The organism is Periweissella ghanensis (assembly GCF_918814755.1).
Lineage (GTDB): Bacteria > Bacillota > Bacilli > Lactobacillales > Lactobacillaceae > Periweissella > Periweissella ghanensis.
In genome coordinates this window covers 1-15,536 of record NZ_CAKKNT010000035.1, presented here as the reverse complement: position 1 = coordinate 15,536, position 15,536 = coordinate 1, and the positions used below count along the sequence as shown (strand labels likewise).

The 15,536-nt window shown below is 36.0% G+C and carries 18 protein-coding genes; 13 read left to right on the top strand and 5 right to left on the bottom strand.

Annotation, left to right across the window (positions count from 1 at the left end; all coding sequences use genetic code 11):
- Window positions 1-362: 362 nt before the first annotated feature.
- The 4 genes from alr to LQZ76_RS09080 all read left to right on the top strand — a co-directional run bounded on the left by alr (window position 363) and on the right by LQZ76_RS09080 (window position 3,180).
- On the top strand, window positions 363-1,478 hold the full coding sequence (gene alr, locus LQZ76_RS09095) for an alanine racemase (protein ID WP_230099409.1): 1,116 nt from the start codon (window positions 363-365) through the stop codon (window positions 1,476-1,478).
- A gap of 60 nt (window positions 1,479-1,538) precedes the next feature.
- Complete coding sequence (locus LQZ76_RS09090) at window positions 1,539-2,213, top strand: YjjG family noncanonical pyrimidine nucleotidase (RefSeq protein ID WP_230099408.1); 675 nt, start codon at window positions 1,539-1,541, stop codon at window positions 2,211-2,213.
- A 114-nt stretch (window positions 2,214-2,327) separates the two neighbouring features.
- Window positions 2,328-2,840 (top strand): type 1 glutamine amidotransferase domain-containing protein, encoded by a 513-nt coding sequence (locus LQZ76_RS09085; protein ID WP_230099407.1) that lies wholly within the window; start codon window positions 2,328-2,330, stop codon window positions 2,838-2,840.
- Window positions 2,841-2,955: 115 nt separating this feature from the next.
- Complete coding sequence (locus LQZ76_RS09080) at window positions 2,956-3,180, top strand: YdbC family protein (protein ID WP_230099406.1); 225 nt, start codon at window positions 2,956-2,958, stop codon at window positions 3,178-3,180.
- Window positions 3,181-3,437: 257 nt separating this feature from the next.
- Here LQZ76_RS09080 and LQZ76_RS09075 read toward each other — a convergent pair whose 3' ends face one another.
- The gene (locus tag LQZ76_RS09075) at window positions 3,438-4,487 is read right to left on the bottom strand and encodes an AI-2E family transporter (RefSeq protein ID WP_230099405.1); all 1,050 of its coding nucleotides are present in this window, start codon (window positions 4,485-4,487) and stop codon (window positions 3,438-3,440) included.
- Between the two features lie 260 nt (window positions 4,488-4,747).
- On the opposite strand from LQZ76_RS09075, the gene LQZ76_RS09070 reads away from it, so the two are divergent.
- The 5 genes from LQZ76_RS09070 (at window position 4,748) to LQZ76_RS09050 (ending at window position 6,638) form a co-directional block, all read left to right on the top strand.
- Window positions 4,748-4,945: a hypothetical protein gene (locus tag LQZ76_RS09070; RefSeq protein WP_230099404.1), complete on the top strand. Its 198-nt coding sequence runs from the start codon at window positions 4,748-4,750 to the stop codon at window positions 4,943-4,945.
- Window positions 4,945-5,148, top strand: coding sequence for a hypothetical protein (locus tag LQZ76_RS09065; protein ID WP_230099403.1), 204 nt, complete (start codon window positions 4,945-4,947; stop codon window positions 5,146-5,148). The genes LQZ76_RS09070 and LQZ76_RS09065 overlap by 1 nt, the downstream gene beginning before the upstream one ends.
- 8 nt (window positions 5,149-5,156) lie before the next feature.
- Window positions 5,157-5,864 (top strand): demethylmenaquinone methyltransferase, encoded by a 708-nt coding sequence (locus tag LQZ76_RS09060; RefSeq protein WP_432443419.1) that lies wholly within the window; start codon window positions 5,157-5,159, stop codon window positions 5,862-5,864.
- Between the two features lie 155 nt (window positions 5,865-6,019).
- Window positions 6,020-6,382, top strand: a complete 363-nt coding sequence (locus LQZ76_RS09055) for a type II toxin-antitoxin system RelE/ParE family toxin (RefSeq protein ID WP_230099401.1) — start codon at window positions 6,020-6,022, stop codon at window positions 6,380-6,382.
- On the top strand, window positions 6,372-6,638 hold the full coding sequence (locus LQZ76_RS09050) for a helix-turn-helix domain-containing protein (RefSeq protein ID WP_230099400.1): 267 nt from the start codon (window positions 6,372-6,374) through the stop codon (window positions 6,636-6,638). The genes LQZ76_RS09055 and LQZ76_RS09050 overlap by 11 nt, the downstream gene beginning before the upstream one ends.
- Window positions 6,639-6,703: 65 nt before the next feature.
- Here LQZ76_RS09050 and LQZ76_RS09045 read toward each other — a convergent pair whose 3' ends face one another.
- The 3 genes from LQZ76_RS09045 to LQZ76_RS09035 all read right to left on the bottom strand — a co-directional run bounded on the left by LQZ76_RS09045 (window position 6,704) and on the right by LQZ76_RS09035 (window position 9,299).
- Window positions 6,704-6,862, bottom strand: coding sequence for a hypothetical protein (locus LQZ76_RS09045; protein WP_230099399.1), 159 nt, complete (start codon window positions 6,860-6,862; stop codon window positions 6,704-6,706).
- Window positions 6,863-6,959: 97 nt separating this feature from the next.
- On the bottom strand, window positions 6,960-8,885 hold the full coding sequence (locus LQZ76_RS09040; RefSeq protein ID WP_230099398.1) for an acyltransferase family protein: 1,926 nt from the start codon (window positions 8,883-8,885) through the stop codon (window positions 6,960-6,962).
- Between the two features lie 267 nt (window positions 8,886-9,152).
- Window positions 9,153-9,299: a hypothetical protein gene (locus LQZ76_RS09035; protein WP_230099397.1), complete on the bottom strand. Its 147-nt coding sequence runs from the start codon at window positions 9,297-9,299 to the stop codon at window positions 9,153-9,155.
- A 283-nt stretch (window positions 9,300-9,582) separates the two neighbouring features.
- Between LQZ76_RS09035 and LQZ76_RS09030 the strand changes: the two genes are divergently transcribed.
- Window positions 9,583-10,335, top strand: coding sequence for a LytR/AlgR family response regulator transcription factor (locus LQZ76_RS09030; protein ID WP_230099396.1), 753 nt, complete (start codon window positions 9,583-9,585; stop codon window positions 10,333-10,335).
- Window positions 10,336-10,407: 72 nt separating this feature from the next.
- The gene (locus LQZ76_RS09025) at window positions 10,408-11,751 is read left to right on the top strand and encodes an FAD-dependent oxidoreductase (protein ID WP_230099395.1); all 1,344 of its coding nucleotides are present in this window, start codon (window positions 10,408-10,410) and stop codon (window positions 11,749-11,751) included.
- Between the two features lie 257 nt (window positions 11,752-12,008).
- Here the strand turns inward: LQZ76_RS09025 and LQZ76_RS09020 are convergent, their stop codons facing one another.
- A complete protein-coding gene (locus LQZ76_RS09020) occupies window positions 12,009-12,665 on the bottom strand; it encodes a dihydrofolate reductase family protein (RefSeq protein ID WP_230099394.1) in 657 nt (218 codons plus the stop codon).
- Window positions 12,666-12,944: 279 nt separating this feature from the next.
- On the opposite strand from LQZ76_RS09020, the gene LQZ76_RS09015 reads away from it, so the two are divergent.
- Together LQZ76_RS09015 and LQZ76_RS09010 are read left to right on the top strand one after the other, a co-directional pair.
- Window positions 12,945-14,135 carry a serine hydrolase domain-containing protein gene (locus tag LQZ76_RS09015; RefSeq protein ID WP_230099393.1) on the top strand — a complete coding sequence of 397 codons (1,191 nt, stop codon included), beginning with the start codon at window positions 12,945-12,947 and terminating at the stop codon, window positions 14,133-14,135.
- 111 nt (window positions 14,136-14,246) lie between these two features.
- Window positions 14,247-15,413 carry an MFS transporter gene (locus LQZ76_RS09010; RefSeq protein ID WP_230099392.1) on the top strand — a complete coding sequence of 389 codons (1,167 nt, stop codon included), beginning with the start codon at window positions 14,247-14,249 and terminating at the stop codon, window positions 15,411-15,413.
- Window positions 15,414-15,536: the final 123 nt, after the last annotated feature.

Genomic DNA, 15,536 nt, shown 5'->3' with positions numbered 1-15,536 from the left:
GCTATCTCTATTTTTGTACTCTTTTTTACGAAACAATACAATTAGAATAAAAAATGGTACTGACACCCATGACTTAAGTCATGGCCATCAGTACCAAAAAGTATAGAACCCAAAAAAGAGATGAACTATGGTTCATCTCTTTTTTTGTCCAATAAATTTGTTTTAAGGTCGTGATATATGAGATTTTGGTGTAAAATATATTAAATTATGTTAATCTATTTTAAAATACATCTAGTTTAGCCAGGATGGTGTTATACATAAGACTTATGCATACAGTATTCGTGAAGATGAACAACTCACAATTACTGAATGGTAAGCCCCTTACGATTGCCATTGAATGCTAAGAAAGTACGAGGATGCAGATGGAAATAAATATTCGCGCAACACGGTTAGAAATTTCAAAAAATGCGTTGGCTCAAAATATGGCCTATATTCGGAAAGTTAGTGGTGCGCAACACATTTTTTTTGCGGTTAAAAGTAATGCGTATGGTCATGGCTTAGACATTGTCGCCCCGGCGGCCGTAAATGCTGGGGCTGATGGTCTTGCGGTTGCGATTGCCGAAGAAGCCCTCCACTTACGGTCACTAGGAATTTTGGCACCCATTTTAATTTTAGGCCATACCGATCCGCGATATGCCCAATTATGTGCCGATGCTAGTGTTATCACGACGGTGCCATCTTTAGCCTGGTTACAAACAGCGGTGCCGTATTTACGGCATGGCCGAAAGAAGTTACTAGTTTCTTTAGCGCTAGATACGGGGATGAATCGTATTGGTATCCGCACTAAAAGTGAGTTAACGGCGGCAATTGAATTCTTACAAACTAATCGTGATGTCTATCAATGGCACGGGTTAATGACCCACTTTGCGACGGCTGATGTTTCGGAAACCGCTTATTTTCAGATGCAATTACAACGTTGGCACGCATTAGTGGATGATTTAGCGCAATTACCACCAATGATCCATGTGGCCAATTCAGGTGCCACTTTATACCATACTAACGAAGTACCAACTGACTACGTTCGGGTTGGTTCACTGGGATATGGTTGGGAACCATCGGGGAAACTTATTACGGATGGACATGATTTACAACCAATTGGACAGCTATATTCAGAATTAAGTTTCGTGAAACAAATTCCAGCCGGTGAAGGTATTAGTTATGGTCATGCGTATATCACCCAAGCAGATGAATGGATTGGGACGATTCCGATGGGCTATGGCGATGGTTTACCAATTCAACTCCAAGGATTTGAAGTTTTAGTTGGTGAGATGCGCTGTCCCATTGTTGGTGAAATTGCGATGGATCAATTAATGGTGCGCTTACCCCATGAAGTCCCAGTTGGTACAAAAGTAACGTTTATCGGGGCAACCAATAACGATCAAATTGATATTTGGGAAATTGCGCACTATTGTCACTTAGAACCCTGGAATTTTATGAATTTAATTACTAGTCGGGTCCCACGGATGTTAGTTAATTAGAATTGTTACTAAATTAATGGTAGAATAACTTGATATTATTAATTAGTGAGGTTCAGTTTGATGTATAAGGCACTATTATTTGATTTAGATGATACATTATTAGATTTTAAGGCGGCAGAGGATTATGCATTTAAACAGTTAATGCAAGAATCTGAAATCCCATATACGGAACAACTTTTTGTTCAATACGATGTAATTAATCGTAAATTATGGCGCCAATTAGAGCAGCAAGAAATTACTAAGCAATATTTACTTGATCAACGCTTTACGCGGTTTTTTACTGAACTTGGCTATGACCAGCTCGATGGTATCGCTGCTGAACGACGTTTTCGGCAATTATTAGGTGATGGCGCCTTTTTAATGCCAAACGCCAAAGAAACCTTAACGATTTTAAAAGATGCGGGATATCAATTATTTACGGCCTCTAATGGGGTTTATCAAACGCAAATTCGGCGAATGCAAGCAACTGGCATTATTGATTTTTTTGATGGTCATTTTATTTCAGAAACGGTCGGGTTTGAAAAGCCCAACGTGAAGTTTTTTGATTACATTTTAAATGAATTAAAGTTAACCAAGCGCGATGTGTTAATGATTGGGGATGGCCTTAATTCAGATATTAAAGGGGCCTTGGCCAGTGATATTGATTGTGTGTTTTATGACTACGCCCAAAAAAATCAACCTAATGAGGCGCAATACAGGGTGACAAATTTACTTGATTTACCAACGGTCTTTTAGTTATTAAGATATGCATAATCCAGATATTAGAATTTGAATTTACCTAATTTACTTTGTTAAAATAAGTATGTAGTAAAGAATTATCATCATGCGAATAACTGGAGGATATATTTTATGGCTAAAATTATTGCAATTGCAACTGATGATTTTGAAGACAGCGAATTAGTATCACCTAAGGAAGCGTTAGAAGGTGCGGGGCATACCGTGGATGTTGTTGAAAACGAAGCTAGTAAGACCATTACTGGTAAACATGGGGCCACGTTTGAAACAGTTAAAGGAATTGATGATGCGAAGTTATCAGATTATGATGCTTTACTAATTCCTGGTGGTTTTTCACCGGATAAATTACGGGTTGATGATCGCTATGTTGAGCTTACCAAAGAATTTTTGGAAAGTGATAAGCCCGTCTTTACAATTTGTCACGGCCCGCAATTGTTTATTCAAACGGGGATTACCGATCAGTTAACATTGACAGCTTACAAATCAGTACAACCTGATTTGAAATATGCTGGTGCTGACGTTAAGGATGCAGAAGTCGTGATTGATGATGCCCACCAATTAGTTTCAAGTCGAACACCAAAAGACTTACCTGCTTTTAATGCGGCGATAATTGACGCATTGGCTTAATTTTTATATTTTAGTAAAAGCACTGTATGAAAAATCGTACGGTGCTTTTATGGCTTTACTTAAAATTAAACGTAGTATATAAAGTGGTATAATAATAGCTAAAAGGAGTATTTAGATGGCCGAATTAAAATATGAAATAACGCAAAAATTAGCTAGCCTTTCAACCAATGCCAAAGGGTGGAGCCTAGAGTTAAATAAGGTTTCCTGGAATGATCGTGAACCTAAATTTGACTTACGGACGTGGGATGCAGATCACACCAAGATGGGTAAGGGTGTTACGTTTAACGAAGCGGAAGCCCGCGAACTGTTTACCGGTTTAGGTAAGTTTTTAGAACAGTAAACGAGCCCTTTATACGGTGTCCAAGTTAATATATCTGAAGACGTAAAAATGGAGCTGTGACAGAAGTCGGGCGATATCGAGAAATACACTAAAAATCCTCTATGAAGAAATTCTTCATAGAGGATTTTGTCGTATTTCGAATATATCGGACTTCTGGAGCGCATTTTGGTAGCAATTTAGTACTTGAAAAGAGTTATGTCACAACCTCATTTTTACTTTATTACACGATGGTCGCCGGATTGAGGCAGCCGTTCTTGCTATTGTTCTTGTTCGAGGTGATGGTGAATCGGACCATTTTTATCAAAACGGTGAATATTCATGACATCCATAAAGAAGGCAACAATTGGGACCCCAACAATTAAGCCCCAAGTACCAAGCACATGTTCCATAATAATCAGTGCGGCAAACGTAACAAAAATAGGTAATTCTGCGCGTGATGACATTAATTTAGGATGTAAGACATATGCTTCAAAGGCGTGCATGATACAAATTAAAATAATTAACTCAATGGCAGTTTTAATGCCGCCCATTGAAAAAGCAATTAAGGTTAGCGGAATACTTGAAATTAACACCCCAGCCACCGGTACTAAACCAAAAACAAAGACCAACATTCCAAGGACAAAGGGACTCGGCATGCCAAGGATAGTTAAACCAATTAACATTAAAATAGTATTGATAATATCAATGACTAATTGGACTTCAATGATTTGGCCCAAAATGAAAATAAATTTGCTAGCGAGTTGGTAAATAATTTTGAAGAATTTTGGAAAATCAGAATGTTCAAATTGTTTACCAAATTTTTGTAGTTTTGGAAAAGTAACTGTGAAAATTAAACTTAAGAAAAAGGCCAAAGCAACACGGACAAAGACATCACCAACGGTTGTGATGGCTGTAAGTCCATTTACTAATATCTTTTGCCAGTTAGTACTAATTTTATCAACTAAATCAAATTTTTCCATATATGTCCCAACATAATGGTTAATTTGAGGATACTCACGTAGGCCACGTAAAATGGCTTCGTAGAGATTTTGGCCCTCCCGAGCAAAGACGGGGATAATAAACATGATAATTCCCGCTAGAACTAAGAGCACCAATAAATAGAAGATGATAACGGACAAAACATACGGGATTCGTGTGAATTGGTTAATCTTACGCGAAGCATGGACACCAAAATATGCAAAAATTGCAATTAGGAGAATGCTAGTGAGAAAGCCGCGAATTAAAAATAAAAAGATAATCATTACCAATAAAGTTAGATAAACTTGGGTTTGGCTTTTTTTGAAAAAACGAACTAAACTATCGTACATGAAAGTTCTCCTTTAGCAGCGTAGGCGTTCTTTGTATGTGGGAATTAGGAATATTTAATTTATTAAAAATTTCCAACAAACAAACGTCATATAAGGTTTAGTCTATCTAAGAGAATACCAAGTGTCAACATAAAAACCATATGAATTAGCGAGTTTATTAAAATAAACTAATTAAAATACCTAATCCCATGAGAGATACTTTATTATATTGTAGAACTTATGTACAATAAGATGAATAACAACAGAGGATAGGTAAGCATATGTATCAGATTGATGATAATCAAAAACATCAAAACGTTAAGTTTGCGCAACGTAAACAAGATGAATCAGTTCGTGAGTTGGGCAAAAAAACGATGAAAAAGTTTGTCCGTGACTACGCGAATAAAGAAGAAATGTTAGCATTAATTGCTAAGTATAACGAACGTCCTGATGTGACGCCAATCGAGGTAATTGAATAATGGCTGGATCAAAGAAAAAAGCACTGCATGCATTTAAGGCAATGCAAAAACCCCAAGAAGAAGATGCGGTTACTAAATTAATGCGCGCCTCAATGGATTATGTTAGCGAATATGCAACCCATGAACAAATGTTACAATTCATTAAACAATTTAATGAAGCCCAAGATGAAATTATTGAAATTAAAGCCATAACAGCGGAATAAGAAGGTGGATTATTGTGACAGATAAGAAACAAACCCCACAAGAAATTTTTAATACGATTGCGCCTAATTATGATTACATGAATAATGTAATTAGTTTAGGTACCCATAAAGCTTGGCGTAAGAAAGTTGCTAAAACGATGCCAATCCCAAAAGGCAGTTATGTGTTAGATCTATGTTGTGGTACGGCAGATTGGACAATCCATCATGCCCAAACAGTTGGTCCTAGTGGCCATGTTGTGGGGCTTGATTTTAGCGAGAATATGTTAAAAATTGCTGATCAAAAGGTTTCACAGTTACATCTTAATAAGGAAATTTCGCTTGTTCAAGGTGATGCTATGGCGACAACATATCCGGATAATACGTTTGATTATGTCACAATTGGTTTTGGACTACGTAATTTACCAGATAAAATTGCTGGCCTCAAAGAAATGTATCGGGTGCTTAAGCCTGGTGGCTCAGTCATCATCCTTGAAACATCGCAACCTGATAATCCGCTTGTTCGGCCAGCTTGGCGTTTTTATTTTTCAAAAGTAATGCCATTACTCGGAAAAGTTTTAACTAAACAACAAGCCGAATACAAGTACTTAGATGAAACAACGGAAAAATTTATGTCATACCAAGAGCTAGTTGACGTGATGACCGAAATTGGCTTTAAAGATGTTAAATTTGAACGTTATAACCTTGGTGCTGCAGCCGCTCATTTTGGAACTAAATAATAAAAAAGACTGAAATTTTTCAGTCTTTTTTTTATTATAAGGGTTAAATAAAGAATACATATACCGATTATATTGTATATAAATAAAAAGAACTTAATGTAAACATCTTATCTTAACCGATAGTAAATTACTTTAAAGTTAGGTGTATCGATAAAATGAAACGAAAACGAAAATTTATAATGTATGTTGCCGCCGATGGCCATAATTATTTTGCTGAGTATTATCAGCAATTACCAGTCCGCGATCGGGAAAAATTACTCGCACTCCTCACACAAATGCAAGAAGTTAATTTATTAATCGCACAACGCCAGTTATGGGTTCGCCGGGTTGCTCGTGATTTTTATGAATTAAGATGTTACGTGGATAAAGGTATTATGCATTGTGCTTACTTCTTTGTCACAACAGACCACTATGTGTTAACGAATGCCTATTTTAAAACCGATAAGGAACAGGCGTATCAACAACAATTAATTGCTGAAAAATATCAGACCGAATGGAGAATTGCAAATGTTAATTGATGAATTATTAGCCCAAGAAAAAAAGGATAAAGGATTTACCCAAGGATATCAAATGGAGAAAGCAAAGTTAGCTAGCGCGGTTTCATTGTACACAGCCCGGGAAGAAGCTGGTTTAACGCAAATGGAATTAGCAGAAATGGCTGGGACGACGCAAGCAACAATTGCACGGATTGAACGCGGTGATAATGTGTCATTTGAAAAGTTATCACAATTGGCCCAAGCAATGGATAAGCAATTGAGTGTAGTATTTATTTAATTATGCAAATAAAAAAGTCATGACAAATACGTCATGACTTTTTTATTTTTATTGAATTAATTAAATTAACGTTGATTACGGTTACGTGGGTATTGATTACTTTTAACAGTAATTGGAACCATGCGTGTCCGATAATTAGTTGTATTGATGACGTAACTAAGTAAGACGCCGACGACAGCTAACATTAGCAACGTAATGATTACAATATTGATTAGTAAAAACATTTAGTTACCTCCATTAAATCTTAAAAATAGCAAGTAATGAAAACGCTTGCTTACGTTAATTATACCTATGATTGGATTAAATGAACATTAAGAAAATCTAATTTTTTTGTGCAAGGGTCGTAACGATGGTAGTACCAATTAGATTGGCTAAATATTTATCACCAATATTATTTGGGTGAATATCATCCGGACCTAACCAATCAGCATGAAACTGGACTTTTTGATGCCAATCAATTAAATGAAAATTAGGATACATCTTACCGGCTTGGACATATAATTGTTCATTACCAGGAATCCAACTACGATCTTGGACATAATTGTTGACCCAGAAGACTTGGCGCTTAGGACCGACTAATTTCATAACCTGAGCCAGATCTTGTGGTTTAACCGTTCCGTTAGTCCCAAGCATAATGAGCACATTGTCTGAAAGCTGACCAGCGGCTTTAATTGTTGAAATTAAATCTGGGGCCGTTGAGGGTTGCCGGCCGACTTTACCATTGGCGAACACCGGCATAAATTTTTGCAGGGTAGGACCAATGTTAACCAACATTGAATCACCGATGGCGGTAACTGGTGTTTGCTTAAGAACACTTAATTGTTGTGGCGTAAATTGATAGAAAGCTGCTAATTGGGCATCCGCACTTGATAAAGAACTACTTGAAGCCGAACTTGCTTTCGTTTGATTATTTTTGGCATCTTCCTGAGCTTTTTTAGTAGCCGTCTGAGCCGCTTTTTGTTCAGCTAAAATTTTAGTATTAGCGGCTTCGGTTTTTTGTTCTCGACTAGCTAATTCTTTTTCCAACGGTGGTTGATAATTACTAGCTGCTTCGGGTGCCGCCAAACCAAAACTTGCAATCGTCACGAGAAAAATGGTCACAGCAAATTGAGTAATAGTCCGGTAATTGAAGCTACCAATCTGGCTAAAGAATGCTTTAACATCGGTAAAAGTGACGTGGCGCAAAGGTTGTTCTAACCATCGGTAGCTAGCTTCACTAATCAAACCGATTAATAGTAATTCGATAATTAAAAATAACCAATTCAGGTTAGTATATTTTAATTTGAGCTGATCAAAATATACGAGGACAGGATATTGGTATAGATAGATTCCATATGAACGGGTCCCAATCCAACGAAAGACTGACCAGTCAAAAACTTTAACCAACCAAGTTCCTGGAGCGGCAATCGTGGCAACAAGTAACATTCCCATAATCGTAAAGAGGAACATGCCCCCATAATAGGTGATGGGACTTTGGCCATTTAATGTGGCAAAGCCAATCGCCAAACCAAGTAAACTAGCCCAACTAATATAGTTAAGCACGCGTTGATTTTGCGGAGCCATCGTAGTAGTTAACTGTGTTGATGGCCAAAGATAAGCGAGCATAGCCCCTAATAAAATTGCAAATAAGCGTGTATCAGTGCCATAATATGCTCGGTTTATTGAACTAGGATTAAAAGTAATAGCGAGCATTGTTGCTGAAGCAAGGGCGGCAATGCCCAACCCAACAGCGACATAGCGACGGCGAACTTTTAATTTACTGAGTAATAACACTAACAGCGGCCAAACAAAATAGAATTGCCCTTCAACCGATAATGACCATAAATGGGTTACCGGACTGGGGGCTGTAAATTGTTGGAAATAAGATTGGCCGTGGTTAATTGCCCAGAGATTATACACGTACAGTAAATTAGTAATGACCGCAGTCCGAATATTTAAGAGTGCCCCGCGATCAAAAAGGGTAATGAAGGCTAATGTAACAATCAACATAAAGACTAATGCTGGATAAAGCCGCTTGAGCCGGCGTAAGTAAAAGGCTTTAATATCTATTGTATTTTTTTTATTAAATTCTTGCCGTAATAAATCGGTGATTAAGTAACCGGAAACGACAAAAAAGATTGACACTCCCAAATATCCCCCACTAAAAGTATTTGGTAAAAAGTGATACAAAATAACCGCGATAACAGCTAAGGCACGAATGCCATCAAAGCCTAAAATATAGCGGCGTGTAGGTGATTGTAACTCCATGATTTAAAAAACTCCCCGATGTTTATAGTAACCCTAATGTTACATTATTGTAATAAAATTTACAATAAATTTGCGAGCTTAAAAGCAATAAAATATCCTTATATAAGAAGTCTATGAATAATGTTTATAGGGGCTAAAAAATGTAAAATTTGAAATAAGTACAATAAAAGACCTGAAGAAATCTCTTCAGGTCTTTTATTGGATTTAAGTTTGTAACATAATGGGTGCTAACAAACGATAATTTTATTAAATGTGAGATATCCGCAATTAATTTTCGTGTTTGAACTTATCTTCTAAATCACGGAGATGAGCAAATCCACTTTCATGCTTTTGGGTCGCATGATCCTTGGCACGCCGTTGAAGTTCTTGTTCTGCAAGTTCCTTGCGTGCACTTTTACTTAACTTATTTGCCATATTGGTAGCTCCTTTATAAAATTTTAATATAGATAATTTATCTACAGTTCTACTGTAGTCTTTTTTTGCGCAAACTACCAGTCGTTGATAATTTTTATAAAATCTAAAATAAAACATAGGTATTTCTAATGTAAAAAAGCTAATTAGCTTTTTGATAATTAATGAGCAAATTTTGTTAATTAAATGCAAGTCTTAGGTAACAAGGGTATGCTTTTACGGATACATGATGCTATAATCTATTTAAATAGTATGAAGTTTCACAAAAGATAAAAAGGAGCCTGGAATGCGAATTTATATATTAGATGATCAATTTATTATGCTAGATAAAATTAAACGGATTGTGAAAACGATTACCCAAGAACTAGCTATAAATGCGCAAATAAAAATTTTTACAAATGTAGATGATTTAGAAGTCGCCGTTTTTGAACAAGGCCAGTATGCCGATGTATATTTTCTAGATTTAGATCAAAATGGGGTTAAGCTTAGTGGGATTAATTTTGCCAAACGGTTACGCCAAGTTGATATTGAAGCAACGATTTCATTTGTTTCCAAGTTCCCAGCCTTGATGCAACAATTGTTTGCTAATAATATTGGCGCCCGTGACTTTATTAACAAAAGTTTACCAGCAACCTTACTTAAAGGTTTTTTGGAACAAACATTGATATATCAACAGCGGTTGTTAGCACCAACCAAAGGACAACAAAAATTGTTAATCAATACTAATGAACAGGTTTATTTAGTGAAGCCCCATGAAATTATTGCAATTGAAACAACCGCCACGGCCCACCAACTTAAACTAACTACGGCGCATGATAAGATTTTATTTTATGATAAACTCAGTGATTTACAGCAACGGTTACCACGGCTGTTTCGGGCGCACCGGGCCTGTTTAATTAATCTTGATTACATCACCCAAATTAAGATGAAAGAACATCTTACAATTCTAGATAATCGGTTTGAATTACCGGTTTCTCGGACCAAAATCAAACAACTTTGTGAATTAATAACTATTCATGATAGTGGAGCGACAGTTTAGGAAAATAAGTTAAATAACTTTGTGAAAATATTATAATTATAGCTATAAATAACTAGATATTGGAGATAAGCTATGAAAGTAATTGTTGTAGGATCAACCCATGCCGGGACAACGGCTATTAAAGAAATTAAAACACAAACCCCAGATGTTGAAGTCGTCGTATACGAACGCAACGATAACGTTTCCTTCTTGTCATGTGGTATTGCTTTGTATGTCCAAGGAGAAGTTAAGCACGCGGATGAATTATTTTATTCTGATCCAGAAAAATTAGCGGCACTGGGAGCTGATTTACGGATGCAACATGAAATTTTAGCGATTGATAGTACAAATAAAACGGTCCAAGTACGGAACTTATTGACTGGTGACGAGTTTGAAGATAATTATGATAAATTAGTGATGACCACGGGTTCAGTACCGGTTAAACCGAATATTCCAGGAATTGACAATCCAAATTTGTATTTTTGTAAAAACTACCATGATGCGCAAGTTTTATTTGAAAAAACTGAACACATTAATTCGGTAATCATTATTGGAGCGGGATATATCGGGGTTGAACTTGCTGAGGCCTTTCAAGCCCATAATAAAGAAGTAACGATTATTGATGGAATGCCAACCATTATGAATAAATACTTTGATGAACCATACACCCAACGCGCAACTGATTTATTCGAAAGTAATGGTATTAAAGTCGTGACAGGTGAATTGGTTCAAGGGTTTACTGGGCAAAATCAAGTAACAGTGACCACTGATAAACAAGTTCATCAAGCCGATATTGTTATCTTAGCGATTGGCTTTAAGCCCAATACAGCATTATTAAAAGACCAAGTTAAGATGTTACCCAATGGGGCTATTGTAACTAATGAGTATATGCAAACCTCCAATGCTGATATTTACGCCGCGGGTGATTCGACGGCGGTTTACTATAATCCAACGCAAAGTTATGAATATATTCCGTTAGCAACAAATGCGATTCGTCAAGGAAAGCTCGTGGGTCAAAATATTGTTGAAAACAAAGTTAAGTATATGGGAACCCAAGCTTCATCAGGTTTACAACTTTTTGGGATGAATTTTGTTGCGAGTGGTTTGACCACAAGTGCCGCTAAAGCACGGGGGTTAAACTTTGAGGCCATTACAATTGAAGATAATTTCCGACCAGAATTTATGACAACGACAGCACCAGTCTTGATGACTTTAGTGTGGGAAAAAGCTAGTCATAAAATTTTAGGGGTTCAATTGAGTAGTACACATGATATTTCAGCAGCTGCTAACGGCGTTTCAATTGCGATGCAAGCTGATTTTACAATTGATCAACTAGCAATGGTTGATATGCTATTCCAACCATGGTTTGATCGCCCATTTAATTATTTAAATATTTTAGCCCAAGCTGCTGTGGAAAAAGCAAGTACGCATAACTAAGGGTTAATCCGGACGCTAGTAGTTTGATATAAATAAACCCTCTATTGAAATTTTCTTCAATGGAGGGTTTATTGTGTTTACGCTAGTAGGTATCTAATTGTCGTGAATCTTGGTGTAGTTAATACTAGAAAATATTGATGGTTACGTTATTTTATTATGAAATATGAAGGATTTAGTTAAAGTCAAAATGTTTTTGTGAATGGGCAAAGATTTGTGTGTTAAAATTAAAAGAATTAATTGCTCAGTAAGCCTAATAACTAATTCTTTTGGCCGTAATAACTAATGCAAAGATATGAATGTAACAAAGGTTCAATCGACTGAATTTGAAAAGTTTGCCAGTCTGCTAGGATTTGATTAAACCAAAAAATAGTTGGCGCTCGCATGTCGTTAACCATAATCGGTAGTTGCACAAGGACATAACGATCAACAACATTGGCTTTAAATACAGCGGTGTTAAAATCGGTATCGGCTTGGATTGTTAGGTAGTCAACATTAAAATTAGTAGATAATTGGGCAAAGATTTGTTTTAAATTGAAATTTTGTATTTTGACAAAGGTGACGTTTGGGAATGCACTCGCTTTATATGTTTGGGGTGAATACACCAGTACTTGGGAAAAGGTTTTGGATGCTGCCACTAATGTTTTACCAGATAAGTCTCCCTCAGTATCAAGTAAAATGAGGTAATGTTGGCCTAATTTAAATGGAACGTCAATTTTATCGTTGCTAATGCCAACTTTTTGAATTGAGTGTGCGGTTGTCATAATCCAGTAGTCGATAGTTTGTGCAATTTCAGCAACTTGATACAAACCGGGTTGCAATGCTGGCGCTGAAAGCCAGTGACTAGTCTTACCTAGAGCAAGTTTATGATCTAATGAGATAACCGAAAATAACGTAACAAATGGTTTATTTGGCATCAATTAAGGCCTTTCTCTGTATATGAGTATTTTATAAAGTATAACATTAAAAATAAAAGAATGGTTATAAATCAATGGTTTTTTATATAACTATTACGTATTGATTAAATTCATTAGCGAGCCTTGTTGTTTTATATAGTAACGTGTATAACATGGGTAATAACTAACTTGTGGTGGCTTGTTAGTTATGTTCTCTATAATGGAATTAATAGAAAATACGAGTCAATTGGCCCGTATTTTTTATTATTTTAGCTTGACATTAATTACTGGAGAAAAAAATTGAACAACTTACTTAACATTATTAAGAATAAAAAATATCAATTAGTCTTATTTGCCTTGATTACGTTAGTATTGATTACGCGTTGGCTGCTCATCCCAGTTATTAATAACGCTATTAATATCGGTGATACGTGGCAATCAAAGGCCTCTGAACAAGCCATTGCAAAAGTTAAACCAATTCAAAAGATAAACTTTTCACGTAAACCGGCAGTTTTGCAAGCACAATTACATTCTTATTTAGCACAAAATCATTTAAATGCGGTTGCGGTAACTACGGTAACGGGTTCTAAAGTACCGATGGTCGTAGCCAATGGAAATATTAGTAATTTTTCCAATGATAAACTAGATGAAAATTCGGTTTTCCAAATTGCTTCAATTCAAAAAATATTTACGGCGATAATTATACAAAGGTTGATTGAGGAAGGTGAATTAAATCTACGGACACCAATCGATCAATTTTATCCTAATATTCCATATGGTAATAAAATTACAGTTTGGAATTTATTAACGCATACGTCGGGAATTGTTGATGGTAATTACAAAAAAATTCGCGAAATTACCAATGAACAAGAGCAAGTTGACTATGTCCGTCAGCATTTAATTTCAACTCGGCCACACTATGTCTATTCGAGTGCTAATTTCTCTTTATTAGCCGGAATTATTATGCAAGTGACAAATCAAAGCTACAAGCAAAACGTAACTGAAGATATTTTACAGCCACTTGGACTAAACAATACGTATTTTTACCAAGATATTCCTGAAGGAACTAATTTGGTTTATCCAAATTACGTTAAAACCCATATTCAGCAAGCTTTTTTTAATTATGATATTAGAAAACAAATGTCACTATTAATTGGTGCTGGTCAAATCTATTCAACGCCGGCAGATTATTTTGAATTTTTAACGGCCTTAATGGAAGGTAAATTAATTCCGAAAAAAGATTTTCCGCTTTTCTTTCCGGTGCATAACCATGATTATTATAATGGTTTATATAGTTTTTATGGTAATTATCAGGCGGGTGGATCGCAAAGTGGTTATAACCTTAGCTTTGTAATTAACCCGATAACGCATGCCCAAACAGTTGTATTCTCATCAAATTACATGTTAATACCTAATAAAACTTTAGCTAGTGAGATATTTGTGATTGCCAATCGTAAAACGAAAACAATCCATTGGTTGCCACAATATTAAGTAAATTTAAAGATATTAACAAAGGATAAAGTTTATTTGTTGACGCTCTTCATGAAATGCCGCTATAATTGAAGAATTGAACTTTTAAATCGAAATAAAAGGTGGTATTACATGAGTGCAGCAACAAAACGAGCTATTTTTATATTAGTGCTTAGTGAATTTCTAGTTTGTTTAGGAGTTACCTTGGTTATTCCGGTAATGCCATTTTTAAAAAACGAATTACATTTTAGTGCTGCTGATATGGGCTTTATGACCGCTTTATTTGCCTTAGCACAATTCGTTTTTTCGCCTTTGGTCGGCATTGTGTCAGATCGCATTGGTCGTAAACCAGTATTAATTATTGGGTTGGTTTTGTATAGTTTATCGGAAGTTATCTTTGCTTTGACCAATCAATTATGGTTACTTGATGTATCACGCATCATTGGTGGCTTGTCAGCTGCTGCATATATCCCAACTGCAATGGCCATGGCAGCAGACATTACGACTACAAGTCAGCGAGCTAAAGTGATTGGCTGGATTTCAGCTGCCTTTAGCGGTGGGTTGATTTTAGGCCCCGGAATTGGTGGTGTCTTAGCTAATATTAGCTATAAAATGCCATTTTGGGTGGCTAGTGTGCTAGGATTGGTGGCGTTGTTGGTGTTATTAACCTTATTGCCGAATGAAAATCAATTTGAACACCACGTTGTTAATAATAAACAAGCCAAAGAAACAACTAATTGGCGTGAGGTACTAACTAAGCCCGTCGTGTTATTATTTACATTGATTTTAGTTTCAGCATTTGGTCTGGCCGGCTTTGAAGGGGTCTACTCAATTTTTGTTAATGAAGTTTTTGATTTCAATATGAATGATTTAGCCATTGTGTTAATACTGAATGGAATCATTTCTCTAATTTTACAAGTTGTTTTCTTTGAACGGTTAGTCCTGTGGTTTTCTGAAATTAAATTAATTCGCTACTGTTTTGCGATAAGTGCTTTGGGGGTCGCGTGGATTTTGGTAACCCATAGTAAGTTAGCTGTGGTCGTTGCAACGCTAATCGTTTTTTCAGCGATGGATATTATTCGCCCAGCAATAACTACCTATTTAACAAAATTTGGTGAAAGTAAACAAGGATTAATGAATGGGTTAAATATGTCATTAACCAGTGTCGGTAACGTTGCTGGTCCAATTATGGCGGGAATATTATTAGATATCAATTACCATTATCCCTATGGAATTGTCTTAGTATTTATGTGTTTATCAATTGGGATGACATTTTTTATTACCAAAAATAGTAAATAACAAGTATTAATAAAAAAGGGGTTGTGACATAACCCTATAAAAAAAGGGCCACTAAATGAAATTTTAAATTTCATTTAGTGGCCCTTTTAGATATAATCAAAAGAAAAAAGCATCGGGTGCAAC